The 18,094-nt window shown below is 34.3% G+C and carries 16 protein-coding genes and 1 other annotated feature; of the genes, 1 reads left to right on the top strand and 15 read right to left on the bottom strand.

From position 1 onward, the window contains the following. Positions 1 to 55 precede the first annotated feature (55 nt). Positions 56 to 1,060, top strand: coding sequence for a tryptophan--tRNA ligase (trpS, locus tag BP18_RS03450; protein ID WP_007723165.1), 1,005 nt, complete (start codon positions 56 to 58; stop codon positions 1,058 to 1,060). Positions 1,061 to 1,108: 48 nt separating this feature from the next. On the opposite strand, the gene BP18_RS03445 is transcribed toward trpS, so the two are convergent. From BP18_RS03445 to mutM, 15 genes are all read right to left on the bottom strand, one after another. After that, on the bottom strand, positions 1,109 to 2,128 hold the full coding sequence (locus BP18_RS03445; RefSeq protein ID WP_007723166.1) for a lipoate--protein ligase: 1,020 nt from the start codon (positions 2,126 to 2,128) through the stop codon (positions 1,109 to 1,111). Between the two features lie 39 nt (positions 2,129 to 2,167). Beyond that, entirely contained in the window at positions 2,168 to 2,914 is a 747-nt protein-coding gene (locus tag BP18_RS03440) for an MBL fold metallo-hydrolase (protein WP_007723167.1), read from the bottom strand. A 131-nt stretch (positions 2,915 to 3,045) separates the two neighbouring features. Continuing rightward, positions 3,046 to 4,458 (bottom strand): protoporphyrinogen oxidase, encoded by a 1,413-nt coding sequence (gene hemG / locus BP18_RS03435; protein WP_029277588.1) that lies wholly within the window; start codon positions 4,456 to 4,458, stop codon positions 3,046 to 3,048. Between the two features lie 195 nt (positions 4,459 to 4,653). Further along, positions 4,654 to 5,739 (bottom strand): M42 family metallopeptidase, encoded by a 1,086-nt coding sequence (locus BP18_RS03430; RefSeq protein ID WP_007723169.1) that lies wholly within the window; start codon positions 5,737 to 5,739, stop codon positions 4,654 to 4,656. 178 nt (positions 5,740 to 5,917) lie between these two features. Then, entirely contained in the window at positions 5,918 to 7,576 is a 1,659-nt protein-coding gene (locus BP18_RS03425; protein WP_007723170.1) for a peptide ABC transporter substrate-binding protein, read from the bottom strand. A gap of 180 nt (positions 7,577 to 7,756) precedes the next feature. Further along, positions 7,757 to 9,436: a peptide ABC transporter substrate-binding protein gene (locus BP18_RS03420; RefSeq protein ID WP_007723171.1), complete on the bottom strand. Its 1,680-nt coding sequence runs from the start codon at positions 9,434 to 9,436 to the stop codon at positions 7,757 to 7,759. Between the two features lie 334 nt (positions 9,437 to 9,770). Beyond that, positions 9,771 to 10,133 carry a 50S ribosomal protein L20 gene (gene rplT / locus BP18_RS03415; protein WP_029277585.1) on the bottom strand — a complete coding sequence of 121 codons (363 nt, stop codon included), beginning with the start codon at positions 10,131 to 10,133 and terminating at the stop codon, positions 9,771 to 9,773. Between the two features lie 106 nt (positions 10,134 to 10,239). Then, the gene (gene rpmI, locus BP18_RS03410) at positions 10,240 to 10,437 is read right to left on the bottom strand and encodes a 50S ribosomal protein L35 (RefSeq protein WP_023177295.1); all 198 of its coding nucleotides are present in this window, start codon (positions 10,435 to 10,437) and stop codon (positions 10,240 to 10,242) included. 25 nt (positions 10,438 to 10,462) lie between these two features. Next, positions 10,463 to 10,984: a translation initiation factor IF-3 gene (gene infC / locus BP18_RS03405; protein WP_007723570.1), complete on the bottom strand. Its 522-nt coding sequence runs from the start codon at positions 10,982 to 10,984 to the stop codon at positions 10,463 to 10,465. A 28-nt stretch (positions 10,985 to 11,012) separates the two neighbouring features. Continuing rightward, positions 11,013 to 11,155, bottom strand: a sequence feature (ribosomal protein L20 leader region). 45 nt (positions 11,156 to 11,200) lie between these two features. Continuing rightward, positions 11,201 to 13,138, bottom strand: a complete 1,938-nt coding sequence (gene thrS, locus BP18_RS03400) for a threonine--tRNA ligase (protein ID WP_007723572.1) — start codon at positions 13,136 to 13,138, stop codon at positions 11,201 to 11,203. A gap of 387 nt (positions 13,139 to 13,525) precedes the next feature. After that, positions 13,526 to 14,455, bottom strand: coding sequence for a primosomal protein DnaI (gene dnaI, locus BP18_RS03395; protein ID WP_007723574.1), 930 nt, complete (start codon positions 14,453 to 14,455; stop codon positions 13,526 to 13,528). Positions 14,456 to 14,457: 2 nt separating this feature from the next. Further along, positions 14,458 to 15,906, bottom strand: coding sequence for a replication initiation and membrane attachment family protein (locus BP18_RS03390; protein ID WP_007723577.1), 1,449 nt, complete (start codon positions 15,904 to 15,906; stop codon positions 14,458 to 14,460). 25 nt (positions 15,907 to 15,931) lie between these two features. Further along, positions 15,932 to 16,399, bottom strand: coding sequence for a transcriptional regulator NrdR (gene nrdR, locus BP18_RS03385; RefSeq protein WP_007723580.1), 468 nt, complete (start codon positions 16,397 to 16,399; stop codon positions 15,932 to 15,934). A gap of 177 nt (positions 16,400 to 16,576) precedes the next feature. After that, a complete protein-coding gene (gene coaE, locus BP18_RS03380) occupies positions 16,577 to 17,176 on the bottom strand; it encodes a dephospho-CoA kinase (protein WP_007723583.1) in 600 nt (199 codons plus the stop codon). A gap of 13 nt (positions 17,177 to 17,189) precedes the next feature. Next, positions 17,190 to 18,029 (bottom strand): DNA-formamidopyrimidine glycosylase, encoded by an 840-nt coding sequence (gene mutM, locus BP18_RS03375; protein WP_035050335.1) that lies wholly within the window; start codon positions 18,027 to 18,029, stop codon positions 17,190 to 17,192. Positions 18,030 to 18,094 lie beyond the last annotated feature (65 nt).

Below are 18,094 nucleotides of genomic sequence, written 5' to 3'. Positions count from 1 at the left end.
TTAAAAAATAACGTATAATAGTACTCATGTACTTAGAAATAAGGGGTGTAGAAAAATGGAAACAATTTTTTCAGGTATTCAGCCCAGTGGAACTCCCACTATTGGAAATTACATTGGCGCAATGAAACAATTTATAGATTTACAAGAACATTATACGAGTTACTTCTGTATTGTTGACGAACATGCAATTACTGTAGAACAAGAGCCGGCAAAACTTAGACAACAAACAAAAAGTCTTGCTGCATTATACGTAGCTATCGGATTAGATCCAGCTAAAGCCATTATTTTCATTCAATCAGAAGTTTCTGCACATGCTGAAGCTGCTTGGATTGTTCAATGCAATACAAATATCGGAGAATTAGAACGAATGACACAATTCAAAGATAAATCTGCAAAAAATAGTCGGTCTGGTGTTTCGGTTGGTTTATTAACTTATCCTCCTTTAATGGTTGCCGATATTGTTCTTTATCAATCTAACTTAGTCCCTGTTGGAGATGATCAAAAACAACACTTAGAACTAACCCGCGATTTTGTTACTCGTTTTAATAATAAATACGGCAATGGCAATGAATTGCTTACTATGCCAGAAGTAAAAATACCAAAATCTGGTGGTCGTATCATGAGTTTGCAAGACCCTCTGAAAAAAATGAGTAAATCTGATACGAATAAAAAAAGTTTCATTTCAATGTTAGATGAGCCCGCAATCATTCGTAAAAAAATCAAGAGCGCTGTGACGGATTCTAGCGGAATTATCGAATACGATCCTGAAAATAAACCTGGTATCTCTAATTTATTAACAATTTATGCTTCATTTACCAATTTTAGTATCGCTGAACTGGTAGAGCGTTATCAAAATAGCGGATACGGTCAATTCAAAGAGGACCTCGGTGAAGCAATTGTGGCTGTTCTAGAGCCCATTCAAATCAAACATGATGCGTTGCTTAACTCAGATGAGTTGGATTCAATTTTGGATGACGGTGCAATCAAAGCAAACTTAGTAGCTAATAAAACACTTCTAAAAATGAGAAACGCTACCGGTTTAGGAAGAAAAAGAAGATAAAAAAAAGCGAAACAGACAGAATAACAATTCTATCTGTTTCGCTTTTTTTTAATAAATTAAATGTACTAGTTCTTCTTTTGTAATATTTCCAAAATAATTTTTAACATTTATAGCTTCTAAAGCATCGCTAATAGAAGTCACATCATATTTAGTGCCATTCAATACCTCTTCCACATCAGAAATATCTCCTAAACCAAAGAAATCTCCGAAAATACGAATATCTTGAATAAAGCCTTTGTCTACATTCATTTTAAACTCAACAGAACCGATTGAAAAACGATGACGACGAACCAATTCAAATTTTGGTGATTTCCCATAATTCCAATCCCAATTGCTAAAGTAATCTTTAGAAAGTTGTTCAATTTGCTCCCAATCATTATTCGTTAATTGGTATTCCTTAACATCTGCAGCATCATTAACATCAAATATATTTAACAACAAACGATCTCTAAATTCCTTTGTACTCAAAAACTGATAGTCATCAGATAAGTAAGGTTTTATATTGGTCACACGGCTTCTAATGGATTTGATTCCTTTTGATTCAATTTTATCTTTTCTTACTTTAAGAGCATTTACAACTTCTTCAATATCACTATCAAACATGATTGTTCCATGGGCAGTCATTCGGCCATTTTTTGAATACATTGCATTCCCAGAGAATTTTTGTCCATTGATTAACAGGTCATTTCTGCCTTCTAGTTTAGCACCTTCAACTCCCATTTTGTGTAAAGAATCGATAATAGGATCTGTAAACTTACCGAAATCACGAAACGAATCACCATCATCACTAGTAATAAAACAAAAACAAAAAACGCCAAAATCATGGTAGACAGCTCCACCTCCTGAAAAACGACGAACTATATGGATATTATTTTTTTCTACATAGTCTGTATTAATTTCTTCAATCGTATTTTGATTTCTACCAATAATAATTGACGGTTCATTAATATAAAAAAGCAATATTGGTTCATCTAATACCACGTTGTTTAATAAATGGTATTCAATTGCTAGATTAATTGCGGGATCTGTTATCTCTTTCCCATTACGAACATTTTTAACATAATACATTTTCCGTTTCCTCATTTCTAAACTTTTATGTTATGATTCTCAAATCTCAATTGTTAGATCTTTTTCCGCTACTATTATTTCTGTTTTTGGCGCTTCATTGACTGCTTGAGCTTTCAATAATTCTAAATCGCCAACTTGTGGGAGATGTGTTAAAATAACTTTTTTCACCTCTGCGGCTTTGGCTATTCTGCCTACTTCAGATGCGGCCATATGAACACGATGATTTTCCATTCCATTGAATAAATTTGTATCAGCTAATAATATATCAGCATCTTTGCTAAAGGGAATAAATTCGGGTAAATAACCAGAATCTGCTGTATAAACTAACGTTTTACCTGTTTTCATTTCAACAATCTTCATAGCATAACATTCTACAGGATGAAGAGTTTTCATAAATTGTATTTCAAAAGGACCGATAGTTATTTTTTGCTGTTCCTGATAAGCTATCCCTTCACTCACAAGATCCATCGTTAATCGTTTAAAATTTTCGTCATCACCTTGGTGTCCATAAATAGGAAGCATTGAAGCTCTTTCAAGATTATTTTTCATCCGTTTTAATTGACGTGTGAATTGTAAAACACCTAAATCAGCTATATGATCATAATGATAATGAGATAAAATAACAGCATCCAACTCTAAAGGGTCTAGATGATTTTCTAAAGCAATCAAAGAAGCACTTCCAGCATCGATTAATAGATGATAATTTTCTGTTTCTAATAAATAAGAACTTGTACCTGAGTTCTTTGTCGGATATCCACCCCAAAAACCTAATACAGTTAATTTCATTTTCTTCCCTTCCCTCTCTTCTATTTCATCTTATCTTCTCTAACATACCTTACACCAACAAAACAAAGTTTAAAATAAAAAAGACCTTTTTTAATTCTAAAAAGAGTCTTTTTTATTTTTTACAATCTATTTTATTTATCATAAATACAATTTTGTTTTTTTATATGATCAACTATTTTTTTGCTCGCTTTATTCGCTTGACCAATACATTGATTGATGCCAAAACCCTCTAGTCCTATTCCAGAAATATATATTCCTGGATAGTCATGTGCCAGTAATTCAATCATTTCTTTTATATTTTCTTCTTGATCTACTGTGTACTGCGGTATCGTGTTAGGCCATCGTTTTACAATACGATTTATCGGTTTTTCTGTAATTCCAAGTATAATTTCTAAGTCTTTTAAAATTGACTCTTCTATATCTTTATTGCTTAAAGAAACAAGCAAGTCTTCACCTTTTCTACCGAAACTTACACCAATATAGAGATCTTCTTCATCTTTAAGAAATGACCATTTTTTATTTAAAAATACAATTGACGTGACAAAAGAATCACTTCTTCTTGGAGTAACTACGCCAAATCCTTTTGGCTCATTTTTTATAGCTTCTTTTTTAAACTTAAACAAAATATACCCGATAGATGCAGTTTCAACTTGATCAAATACTTGTCCAAAAACTTCATTGTTTAATATTTTTGAATATTCAGTTACAGGTGTTGCGATAGAAATGGCTCCAACTCGCACCTGTTCTTTTCGGTTGATATCTATAATATACGTACCTTCAGTGCCTTGCTTGATTTCAAAAACTTTCTTGCTAGTTTGAATATGAGGTTTTAGGATTTCGATTAATTTATCTGTCAAGACGGCTAACCCTTTTTGAAAAGTAACATAGTTACCAGAACCATCTAACAACTCAGGATGATATTTAATCGCCTTTGAAAGATTGCCATATTTCTGCTCTAATGAATAAATAACTTCTTTAGAAGACTTGATTCCCATTTCATCTAAATCACTAGCGTAAATCTTAGAGAAAAAAGGTTCAACTATGTGTTCAACCAATTCTTCTCCAAACCTACTTTTTAGATACCGACTCATTTCAATATCTTTTACCAAGGGTTTTACAGGAAATAGACTATCTTTAAAGCTAGCCACTTTTCCGTGAAAAGTTAATAAATCATTTTTCCAGATATCCATTTTCCTTACTGGAATGCCTTTATAGGTTGGATAATCAAGACTATGTAACTTATTATAAAAAAAGATATCAGGTTTATTGCCTTCACTATAGATCAATTGGTCTGCAAGGCCCAATTCTTCAATGAGCTCCATCGCTTCAGGATAGCGGATATCAATAGATTCAGCTCCTAAATCAAAGTAGTTGTCTTCTACCTTCATGGTATAGATTTTACCGCCTATTTTTAAAGACGACTCTAGCAAGACAAGCTCAAAAGGCAACTGTTCTTTTATAATTTGTTGCTGAATTCGATAAGCAGTAACTAACCCTGTTATTCCTCCACCTATTACCGCAATTCTTTTTTTGGCTCTTTTCACCTATTCCCCCCCTTTCTGATTGAATCATTACTAGTTATTTTACTAGTTATTTTGCTAAAAGGAAATGTTATTCTAGTTTATCTAATAAAGATTCGTCAAAAATTCATTGATTTGTCATAAAGAAACGATTCAACAAAAATAGAAACAAGCTGAATTGCATAAAATTGCACTATCCATTCCAGCTTATTTTTATTGTTAATTAGCGTATTTGATTTTTTCAACTGTTTTAGCATCTAATCGTTTAATGACTTCTGTTACTAATTTCACCGTATTTAAATAATCATCTTCATGGATAACTGAAGTATGTGAATGTAAATAACGTGTTGCTACAGTAATTGCTAATGCTGGTATACCATTTTTACTTACGTGTTGACTTCCTGCATCCGTTCCTCCACCAGCGATAACAGTATATTGGAAAGGAATATTTAGTTCTTCTGCAATAGTGACAACAAAGTCACGCAACCCTTTGTGAGCTACCATAGAAGCGTCATAAATGATGATTTGAGGCCCTTTTCCTAGTTTAGAATCTGCTTCTTTTTCAGTCATACCTGGAGTATCTCCCGCTGTACCCGTATCAAGTGCAAAGGCAATATCTGGATCCACTAAATGGGTCGCTGTTTTTGCTCCTCTTAGCCCAACTTCTTCTTGTACATTTCCGACTGCAAATGCTTTATTGGGATGTCCTTCAGCTTTTAAATTTTCTAATACTTTCAAAGTAACCGCTGTTCCAATACGATTGTCCCAAGCTTTTGCTAAGATAAATTTCGATCCATTTAAACGTCTAAACTCAGTATATGGTGTTACCATATCACCTGGTTTAATGCCCCATTCCATTGCTTCCTCTCTAGAAGAAGCTCCAATATCAATAAACATATCTTGAATATCATAAGCCTTATTACGTACTTCAGCAGTTAAGACATGTGGTGGTTTACAACCAGTTACACCGTGAATCGTTTTATTTTTTGTTGTTGTAATTTCAACTTGTTGAGCTAGCATAACTTGTGCCCACCAACCACCAATCGTTTGAAACTTAATAAAACCTTCTTCTGTGATTTTAGTTACCATAAAACCAACTTCATCTAGGTGACCAGCAAACAATACTTTAGGTCCGGTTTTATCGCCAACACTTTTCGCAATCACACTACCTAATCCATCAAAAACGATGCTGTCTGCATTTTCTTTTGCATACTTTACAAATACTTCTCTGACTTGTCCTTCATTACCTGCAATTCCTTTTGCATCAGTCAATTCTTTTAACATTTGTAGTTCTTTTTCTTCCATTATATTGGCCTCCAATTAGTTTATTCATTAATTATACCATTGTTTTTTCAAAAAAGTTTTCTTAATCTTAATTTTGCTATCATCCACCCAGCAAATTTTATTATTGCTTAAAAAGAAAGAGCCTAGACTTTTGTCCAGACTCTTTCTTTTATTTAATACCCATTTTTTTAAGGATTAATTATTTTGTTACAGATGTCCATTTTAGAGACCATTCTGCCCCAACTAAATAAGTTGTAAAATCTTTGACATAGTCTTTTTCTAAAACAGCGTAAGCTCTTTGATAAATTGGTGCAATACCAGCATCATCCATCAATACTTTTTCTGCATCAAGCATATCTTCCCAACGTGAATCTAGATCAGTTACATTTGTTTGAGCACTTTCAATTAATGCATCATAATCTGCACTGTTGTATCCAGATTTATTATTCCCGTTCTCTGATTGGAATAATTCTAAGAAGTTAATCGGATCAGCATAATCTGCTCCCCATAAAGATAATTGAATATCATAATCTTGATTACTATTAGCATCTAGACGCACTTTGAAAGGCACGTTTCTTAATGTAATTTCTAGACCAGGTAAGTTTTGTGTTAATTGTCCTTGTAAAAACTCAATTGATTTTTTAGCATTTTCTGTATCGTCACTTAAAATTTCTAATGATAAAGAATCTACTCCCAATTCTTGTAAGCCTTTTGCAAAATATTCTTGAGCTTGTTTTTTATCAAATTTTAGCAAGTCTCCATTTTGTTCACGGTAGTCTTCACCAGTCGCTGGATCAACTGCTAATGATTCTGGTACAAGTCCATTAGCTGGAATAGAACCATTTTGAAGAACAGTATCAACGTATGCTTGTTTATCAAACGCCATTGCTATCGCTTTACGAATATTTTCGTTTGCTAAAGCAGTTTCTTCTCCATTACGCTCTTGATTAAATTTAAGATATGCTACAGTAGATGTTGGTTGAGTTTTTAAGTCTGGATTACCTTGTTGTGTTTGAACGTAGTCACCTGATAATATCATACGATCAATTGAACCAGTATCATATAAATTCAAAGCAGTTGACGTTTCTTTGATGACATCGATGTTTACTGCATCTAGTTCAACAGCATCTGCATCCCAGTAATCTTCATTTTTATTCATTACCCAGCTTAAGCCAGTTCCATCCCATTCATCTAGTACAAATGGTCCGTTATAAAGAACATGATCACTATCTGAAGCGTAAGCATCTCCTTGTTCAGTAACATAAGCTTCATTTTGTGGGAAGAACATTGATAATGTTGTCAAACTTTCAAAATAAGGAACAGCTTTTTCTAATTGAATTTCTAATGTTTTATCATCAGTTGCTGTAATACCTAATTCAGTTGGTGCCATTTCACCTGTTAAAATAGCTGTTGCATTTTTTACGACTCCATCAATCATATAAGAGTACTCTGCAGCTGTTTCAGGATTTACTAAGCGTCTCCATGAGAAAACAAAATCATTAGCTGTCACAGGGTCCCCATTTGACCATACAGCGTCTTCTCTAATTTTAAATGTATAGGTTAATCCATCTTCACTAACTTTTGGTTCTTCTGCTGCCATTCCTAATACAAGTTCACCATCTGGTCCTTGACGGTATAACCCTTCATTAACATTGTTCATTACATTGAAACTAACAGCATCAGTTGCTAATGCTGAATCCATTGTTGGTAATTCAGCTGACTCAACTAAGTTCAATACTTGTCCGTCGCTTCCTGTAGTCCCTTTTTTAGATTCTTCTGAATCTCCGCCACATGCTGCTAATAAACTAACAGAAGCAAGTGATAATCCCATTAACTTAAGATATTTTTTCTTTTCCACTTAATTTCCTCCTAATGAATCATAATAAACTTTTATTATAAATTATTCATAACTTCTTCATTTTATCATCATTTAAAAGAGAGAGAAACGAGTATCGGTGTACTCTCATAGTAATTTTATAGTTCTCACATAATAAACACAAAAAAAGAGCGAATAAGAATTCGCTCTTTTTTGTAAAAATTATTCTTTTCCTTCAATTGAAGCCCATTTGAATGACTTATCTGCACCTGTTAAGTGAGTAGTGAATCCTTTAAGGTAATCTTTTTCTAAAACAGCGTAAGCACGTTGATAGATAGGTGCAATCCCAGCAGTTTCCATCAAGACTTTTTCAGCTTCTAACATATCTTCCCAACGTCCTTCTAAATCAGACACGTTCGTTTGAGCACTTTCAACTAATGCATCGTAATCAGCATTAGAGTAGCTAGATTTATTGTTTCCATTTTCTGAATGGAACAATTCTAAGAAGTTGATTGGATCTGCATAGTCAGCGCCCCAACCAGACATTTCGATATCGTAATCTTGTTTTGTATCAGCCTCTAAACGTACTTTAAACGGTACGTTTCTTAGATTGATTTCCAATCCAGGAAGATTGCTCGTTAATTGTGCTTGCATAAATTCTAATGCTTTTTTAGAATTTTCAGAATCATCACCTAAAATTTCTAATGTTAGAGAATCAACGCCCAATTCTTTTAGTCCTTTTTCCCAATATTCTTGAGCTTGTTTAACATCAAAAGTTGATAAATCACCGCTTTGTTTACGGAAATCTTCTCCTGAAGCTGGATCAGTAGCTAATTCTGCTGGAACTAACCCATTAGCTGGAATAGAACCATTTTGAAGAACAGTATCTGCAAAGGCTTGTTTATCATATGACATTGAAACTGCTTTACGAATATTTTCATTAGCTAAAGATGTTTCTTCACCATTACGTTCTTGGTTGAATTTAAAGTAGAAAACAGATGAAGTTGGTTGAGTTTTCAATTCAGGATCGCCTTGTTTTGTTTGGACATATTCACCTGATAAAGTAATACGATCAACTGCTCCCGTGTCGTATAAGTTGATGGAAGTAGAAGTTTCTTTAACTACGTCAACATTAATTGTATCTAACTTCACAGTATCTTTATCCCAATAATCTTCATTTTTGTTTAATACCCAGCTTAAGCCAGTGCCATCCCATTCGTCTAAGACAAAAGGACCATTATAAAGTACAGCATCACTATTTGTTGCATACTTATCGCCTTGTTCAGTTACAAACGCTTCATTCTGTGGCAAGAACATTGGAAGTGTTAATAAATCTTTGAAATAAGGAACAGCTTTTTCTAATTGAATTTCTAATGTTTTATCATCAACAGCTGTTGCTCCTAATTCTGATGGTTCCATCTCTCCAGCTAAGATTGCAGTAGCATTTTTTACGACTCCATCAATCATATATGAGTACTCAGAAGCTGTTTCAGGAGTTGCTAAACGAGCCCAAGCATAAATAAAATCATTGGCTGTCACAGGATCACCATTAGACCAAACTGCATCTTCTTTAATTTTAAAAGTGTACGTTAAACCATCTTCACTAACTTCAGGTTCTTCTGCAGCCATCCCTAATTCTAATTCGTTTTCTGGATTTTGACGATACAATCCTTCATTTACGTTGTTTAAGACAGTTCCACTTACTACGTCGGTTGATTTTGCAGAATCCATATTTGGCAATTCAGCACTTTCAATTAAATTAAGTACTTGTTCTTCACCTGATCCAGATGCTTTGTTTTCAGAACTTGCTTTTTCCCCATCGTTACCGCTCCCACAAGCTGCCAAAACTAATGCAGATGTTGCAGTTAAACCTAATAAACTGATCAATTTATTTTTTTTCATTTTATTTCCCCCTAATTCTTTTATCTTTCTCTTCTAATCTTATTAACTAAGCACTCGTTTACTTAATATCAATATTAGTTTACTCAAATTATATTATCATCTTATTATCACAATTTCAACACAAATTATTAAAATAATGCAATAAAAGGATTTATTTTTAATCTTTTACTCATTTAACGATAATATAAAAACCTATATAAAGGCATTTCACGGTTTTTCTCGTCAATTTTCCATATGTATTATTTGCAAAAAAATCGTAACAATTTTTCACAAAAAAAAAAAGCTACTTCGCATTAGAGCGAAGCAGCTTTAAAATTTTCATTAAATATGAAATTTATTTATTGTTTAATGCAGTTTTAGCTTGTTCAGCTAATGCTGTGAATGCAGCAGCATCTGTAACAGCGATATCAGCTAACATTTTACGGTTAACATCAATTTCTGCTAATTTAAGACCATGCATAAATGTGCTATAGCTCATGTTGTTTAAACGAGCAGCTGCATTAATACGAGCGATCCATAATTTACGGAAATCACGTTTCTTTTGACGACGATCTCTGTAAGCATAAGTATAAGATTTCATTACTTGTTGCTTAGCTGTTTTGAATAAAATATGTTTAGAACCGTAGTAACCTTTTGCTAATTTTAATATTTTTTTACGACGTTTACGAGTAACCGTTCCACCTTTTACACGTGGCATATTAATTTCCTCCTCTAGATGTTTCCTTTACAAAGAAAACTCTTTTAAAAATTTAACTTGCATTTGTCCATACTTAGTATGAACTAAACTACGCTTAGGTAACAGATTACCATTTAGCTAATTGTTGACGGATACGTTTCATATCGCCTGATGATACCATTGCTGATTTACGTAATTTACGTTTTTGTTTTTGTGATTTATTTGCAAACATATGGCTTGTTTTAGAATGGTGACGTTTTAATCCGCCGTTACCTGTTCTTTTGAACCGTTTTGCTGAACCACGGTGTGTTTTTTGTTTTGGCATTTGTTATTTCCTCCTCAAAATACTCTTACTTTTCAGTTTTTGGTGCTAAAATTAAGAACATGCTGCGACCATCCATTTTAGCAGCTGATTCAATAGTTGAAATATCAGCTGTTTCTTTAGCTAAACGATCTAACACTTCTTTACCAATACCTTTATGAGTAATGGCACGACCTTTAAATCGGATTGAAGCCTTTACTTTATCTCCTTTTTCAAGGAACTTACGTGCATTACGTAATTTAGTATTGAAGTCATTCAAATCAATAGTAGGACTTAATCTTACTTCTTTGATACTAATGACTTTTTGATTTTTACGGGCTTCACGTTCTTTTTTCTGTTGCTCAAAGCGGAATTTCCCGTGGTCCATAATACGTGCTACAGGCGGTTTTGCTTTTGGAGCTACTAGTACTAAGTCTAAGTTTGCTTCTTCTGCAAGTTTTAACGCTTCACTTTTTGTAATTACACCAAGTTGTTCGCTGTTACTACCGATAACGCGTAATTCACGTGCACGAATGCCGTCATTTACCATCATATCTTTTGCTATGGTCATACACCTCCATTAGATTTGAGAGAAAGAACAGCAGAAAAATAGACGAGTTCATTACGAACCCGCCTATAAATAATTTCTAACTCACACCGTATGCAAGTTATCATCGTTTATATCTAGCCCAGAGACACTTTCGTCAACTTAGGCGAGAAGCGGGTGCTTCTGCTTGATTTTCTCAACTAACTAATCATACTCTACTAGACAGAATATGTCAATAAATTATTTACTGAAATTTTCAATTTCTTTTGAAACAGTCTCTAGATACTCGCTTAAGTTAATTGTTACAGTAGCTTTTTCACCATATTTACGAACTGCAACCGTGTTATCTTGAACTTCACTATCTCCAACAACTAATTGATAAGGTATCTTTTGTGTTTGAGAAGCACGTATCTTATAACCCATTTTTTCATTACGTTCATCTACTTCTACACGCATTCCGATACGTTCCATTTGTTTTTTTATTTCATAGGCATAATCTGTATGCATATCTAAATTAACTGGGATAATTGTAGCTTGTACGGGTGCTAGCCACGTAGGGAAAGCTCCTTTATACTCTTCAATTAAGTAAGCAACAAACCGTTCCATTGTTGACACAATACCTCGGTGAATTACAACCGGACGATGGTTATTTTCTCCATCTTCTCCTACATACGTTAAATCGAAACGTTCTGGCAGTAAGAAGTCTAATTGAATCGTTGAAAGAGTTTCTTCGATTCCAATAGCTGTTTTAACTAAGACATCTAATTTAGGACCATAGAATGCTGCTTCTCCTTCTGCTTCGAAGTAATCCAGTCCCATATCATCCATCGCCGCTTTAAGCATTGTTTGAGCTTTTTCCCACATTGCATCATCATCATAATATTTTTCTGTGTTATTAGGGTCACGATAGCTTAGACGGAAACGATAATCCGTAATATTAAAGTCACCATATACAGCTAGCATTAATTCCAATGTACGCTTAAATTCTTCTTCAATTTGATCTGGACGTACGAATGTATGCCCATCATTTAAAGTCATTTCACGCACACGTTGCAATCCTGATAAAGCTCCACTCTTTTCATAGCGGTGCATTTGGCCTAATTCAGCAATCCGAATAGGCAATTCGCGGTAGCTGTGTACATCATTTTTATAGACCATCATGTGATGTGGGCAGTTCATAGGACGCAAGACAAGCATTTCGCCGTCTCCCATGTCCATAGGTGGAAACATATCTTCATGATAGTGGTCCCAGTGACCAGAAGTTTTATATAAGTTTACATCAGCCATAATAGGTGTGTAGACATGTTGGTAACCTAAACTGATTTCACGGTCAACAATATAACGTTCAATTGTACGACGAATTGTAGCACCTTTTGGCAACCAGAAAGGCAATCCAGAACCAACTTCAGGAGAAATCATAAATAAATCTAATTCTTTTCCTAGTTTACGATGATCGCGTAGTTTAGCTTCTTCACGCATTTGAATAAACTCTTTTAAATCTTTTTTATCGAAAAAGGCTGTTCCATAAACACGTTGCATCATTTTATTATCTGAATTGCCTCTCCAATACGCACCTGCAAGAGACAATAATTTAAATACTTGAATACGACCAGTTGAAGGAACATGAACTCCACGACATAAATCCACAAAATCGCCTTGGTCATAAACGGTAATTGCTTCTGATTCTGGAAGATTTGTAATCAATTCAACCTTGTAAGGATCATCTTTGAAGATTTCTAAAGCTTCTTCACGAGTGACTTCTTTGCGAATAATTGGGTTGTTTTCTTTTACAATCGCCATCATCTCAGCTTCAATTTTTGGGATATCCTCATCTGTTATTGGTGCTTCAGAATCTGTATCGTAGTAAAAGCCAGTTGAAATGGCAGGACCTACTCCAAATTTTATATCGGGATACAAACGACGTAAGGCATTTGCCATTAAGTGAGCAGTTGAATGACGCAAAATTTGTAATGCGTCTTCATGATCAGGTGTAATAATCTCAATTGAGCCATCTGATTCAAGTGGACGGATCAAATCCACTAATTCGCCATTAAATTTACCAGCCAATGCTTTTTTGGCTAAACCTTTGCTAATACTTTCAGCAATCTCTTTTGTAGATGAACCAGCAGGAAAATCTTTTACCGCTCCATCTGGAAAAGTAATCTTAATTTCTGACATAGTCTATTCCTCCATATTCTAATTTTAAAATACCATCTTTGTTCAGCTAAAAAAAAAAAAAGCCCCATTTATAGTATATCAAATACCATAAATGGGACGTTCATTACGTGGTTCCACCCAGATTTAGAACTTAGCAAACACACTAAATTCACTCTAAGCTGTTAACGCTAGCTAAACGACCAACTGCTAATTCGATAAACGGTTCACAGTGGCACTCGAAAGGGGTCAAAACAAGAACGAAATTAGAAAACTTTCAGCAACTGTCTTCTTCTCTAAAAAAATCGCAACCAAGTCTTGGTGTCTTTCTCAATGATTTCTTTTATATCTATTATTAAAGCACTTTTTGATTCTGATTTCAAGGAAAAAATAAGGTTCTCTCATTAACTTTTATTGGAGATGACGCCTATTCGTACCTGTCATATTTATTTCTTTAGCTAAATAACGAACTCTTTCCATGATTCTTTTTGCTTTTAATGGTTCATCTTCGCCTCTTTGAGTTACTCTTAAGTGTTCTTCTTCAAGTTGCTTCATATCAAAATTGGAAGAGAAGAATGTAGGCAACTGTTCTTGCATACGGTACTGCAAAATAACTCCAAGAACGTCATCACGTATCCAACTGGACATTGAATCAGCACCAATGTCATCTAACATTAATATGGGCGCTTTTTTTACAAAATCCAATTTTTCACCGGTAGTATTTTTACCGATAGACTGTTTCATTTCAACTGAAAATGACGGAAGATGCATTAATGTAGAAGGAAAGCCATTTTTTGCTAGTTCATGAGCTAAAGCTCCTAACAAATAAGTTTTACCGACACCAAATGATCCTTGCAAATATAACCCTTTATGGAAAGCTTTAGGATTAGATAGATATGCATCAATGAAGTCGTATACTTCTGAAATAGCTAATCTTCGTTCATCAGTCAATTCAAAATTGGCTAATTTAGCATTTCTAACGTCTTTTGGCATGTCCATCGAATAAATCCGATTTTTTATTTCTAATTCTTTTTGTTTAGCTATTAGTTCAGCTGATGGTACATAAGTTACATCAATATAATGGTAGTTTAAAACCAATTTAGGATGGTAACCTGGAGCCATCATTCCTTGATTTAAATGAAATTTCTTTTTTTCTTGAACGTATTCGTACAATTTAGCATAACTTCTAACAATTGCTTCATCATCCAATTTCTGGCGATTATCTGCAATAAATTGCGTTACATCTGGATCATCTAATACTTCCTGTATTAATTCCTCGTATTTATGACTCAGGTTTCGCTCTTTAATCATACGGGTCAGACTTTCACCAATGTCCTCCATTATTATTCACCTTCTTTACCAAAATTTTGAATTCGTTTCAATCGCTCCATAAACGCTTGTTTCTCATTTTCGCTCATCGGTTTTTCTTCAGCTTGCTTATTTTCTGCTTTAGCCCACTCAGGAAGTGTTTCTTTTCTGGTGGTCACTTGCTTACTATAATTGCCGTTGTTCCTGTTTTGTGCATAGGTTTTAGTGCGATTTTCTTGTTGTTGTCTTTTTTCAGCATTTTCTAAATACATTTTTTTGACTTTTTGGATGGCTTCTTCAGGAGCCACTACTTTTTCTTGTGCCCAATCGTTAGCGATTTTATAAGCTAATTTTTGATCCAGTGTGGGATTGTTTTTCACCACTAAAATATAATGAATCAAAATATTAATAACTGCAGTTGGTAAATTGGCTTTTTTTACAATTTCTTCTAAAGTCCACTCTTCTGGTTTTGTGACAAAACCACCTTTTTGATCTTTAATAGAATTCATAAAATCAATCGGACTTATTTGCTCACTCACTTCAATGACCGCAATATCCTCTATTGTTAAACCTCTTTGAGTTAGTTCATTATCACGCATTTTTTGTTGATTGGCATCAACTTGGATATCTTTTTCAACAACATCTTTTAATGAAATATTCTGTTGGTTTTTATTATGATAATCATCATAAGCTAACTTTTTTAATTTTTTTTCATCAATTTGTCCTGTTTCAATATCAGAAGCATTCAACACAAATTGTTGCATGGCTAATTCATCTAGTCCATATAACGTATGCAATACAAGGATAGCTTCTTCAACCTCTTTAGTAATTGAAGAACGATTAATGTACTGTTGGTTCAAACCTGTATAAAAAAACTTCAAATCAAATGTTTTGGAATCGATTTTTGGTTTTGAAGAACTCGTTTTGCCAATATATGAAACCGGTTCTTTCAAGAGATCTTTTTCTCTTTTCAATAATTCAGCATCAAATTGAAAAACATCTAAAAACGACTTTGTGACTTCTTGAAATTTTTTCTTATCGATGCTTTCTATCACAAATCGATTTCTCAATTTTCTGAATTTTCGTTCTCCAACTTTTTCTAATAATAATAAGCTCAATAAATCATCTTTAAAAAAGACATCACTTGCTTGGGGAGCTTGCAATTCATAGATTGTTAATTTGGTCGAACCTGTTTGGATATAAGTTTTAAGCAATCCAATTGCTTCTAACTTAATTCTGGCTTGATACAACTCAGGAATACCGATATTCAGCAAGGCCAGCAGTTCCGAATGTAAGATCCCTTCACTCCAATAGGCCTCTTCTTCAATCTCAGTCCACAATGTCATATATAAGCTGTAAGCTGCAGTCCCAATTAGGGGTTGATACAAAAAAGTGAGAATTTTTTGATCGATATCAGAAAGTAAAGCTTGTTGTTTTACAATAAAACCATCTTTAGGACTTAAATTTTTCCAAGGATACCCCAAAATGACTCACACCTTTCTGTTTCAACTAATTTTTTTCAGCTTTTTTTCTTTCAAATTCTTGTAGTTCTGTCAAAAAGACACTCATATCTTTAAATTGGCGATAGACACTAGCAAAACGGATATAAGCAACTTCATCGATATCAGCTAATTTCTCCATAATGTATTCCCCAATGATCGCTGAGGCTATTTCATTTTCGCCCAATCCTCTGATTTGATTTTCTACGTCTCCGACAATTTTCTCAACTTGTTCCATTGCTACAGGCCTTTTTTCACAAGACCGTATTAGCCCTCTTAAAATTTTCTCGCGATTGAATTCTTCTCTGGTACCATTTTTTTTAATGACTAATAGTGGCGTTTTTTCTACTCGCTCAAATGTAGTAAAGCGAAAACTACAAGCTTCACATTCTCTTCTTCTACGAATAGCACGTCCATCATCTGCTGGACGACTATCAACAACTTTAGAACCATTATTTTGACAGCGTGGACATTGCATGTTTATCATTCCTATCTTAAGTGTCATAAGTATCTAAACTATTTTTTTACGCAATTATTTACTCTATTATACCATACAACAACCAGAGATAAAACCGCTTAAAATAAGGTGTTTCTCACTTAAGTACAAAAGCGAACAAACCTTAAAGGATTGTTCGCTTTGTCCTACTACTAGACTCTAATTAACGTTTAGTTTGTTTATCCATTCAAGGACTTGTTTTTTTGTATTCGTGAGCGTTCCATTATTATCAATAATACTATTTCCAAGAGGGATTTTTTTTGAAATAGACCATTGGGCATTGATTTTTTTCAAAGCTTCTTCTCTTTTTATCCCATCTCTCTCCATTAATCGCTCTAGCTGAACTTCCTCTGATGTAGCTACCACCATAATTTGATCAACCTCTTTTTCATAACCCGATTCAAATAATAGCGGAATATCCAATACAAGGATCGCAGGATTTTGCTTTAAATAGTCGTTCTTTTTAGATACTACCCATTGATGTATGTGTTCAGACAAAATACCGTTCAGTAGCTCTCTTTTTTTCTCATTATTAAATACAATTTCTCCCAGCGCAGCACGATTCAATGTGCCATCATCTAGAATAACTTGCTTTCCAAACGTTTCTTTTATTTGATTTAATCCATCCGTTCCTGGCTGTACTACTTCTCTTGCACCAATGTCGGCATCTACTACCGGATAACCCAGTTCTTTAAATAGCTTACTTACCGTTGACTTACCGGTTGAAATACTCCCTGTTAATCCTAAAACTATGGTCATTTCCTTCCTCCTTTTACTGAACAGACGTTAACAATTGACAATGAGGACAGAAATGGGTTCCTCTTTGTGCAACCTTTATTTTTTCTATTGGTGTGCCACAGCGAATACAGGGAATCCCTTTTTTACCATAGACAGATAACTTCACTTGAAATTTCCCTGCTTCTCCCAACGCATTTTGATAAGTACGAATAGTCGTTCCTCCCGCTTCAACTGCATCACCAAGCACCTTAATGATTGCCTCATGTAACTGCGAAACTTCCTGTTTTTTCAAGCTGTTGGCCATTCGTAATGGATGGATTTTAGCCGCAAAAAGGGCCTCATCTACATAGATATTCCCCAAACCAGCTACAATCTTTTGATCTAGTAAAAGTGGTTTAATTGCTCTTTTTTTTGTAAGCAATGTATTAAAAAAAGTTGTTTCATCAAATGCCTCTTTAGTCGGCTCAGGACCAAGCAGTCTTATTCCAGTCATACTGTACTCTTCCCCTAAAGGCACCAGTGTCATTCTACCAAATTTTCGTACATCTAAATAACGCAGATCTCTCCCATCCGCTAGATGGAAAACAACATGCGTGTGTTTTTTGAGAGGAACTGTTGATTCTTCGACTTCATATTTACCTTCCATACGCAAGTGCGAAACTAGCGCCCAGTTCTTAAAATGAAAGACAATGTATTTGCCACGTCGATCAAACCCTGTAATTTTTTCTCCAATTAAAAGCTGCTTAAATTCAGTGCTTTCGATGGAACCGGCTATAATACGATCCCAATATACATCAACAGATTTTATCGTTGCTCCTAATACAAGTTTTTCCAATCCTTTTCTAACAGTTTCAACTTCAGGCAATTCCGGCAAAGTTCTACTTCCTTTCTATATGAAAGAAAGCGTCTCTGCTATTAATGAACACAGCAGACACACTT

Origin of the sequence: Carnobacterium jeotgali MS3 (genome assembly GCF_000745125.1) — a bacterium.
Lineage (GTDB): Bacteria > Bacillota > Bacilli > Lactobacillales > Carnobacteriaceae > Carnobacterium_B > Carnobacterium_B jeotgali.
This window is presented reverse-complemented; position numbering and strand designations above follow the sequence as displayed.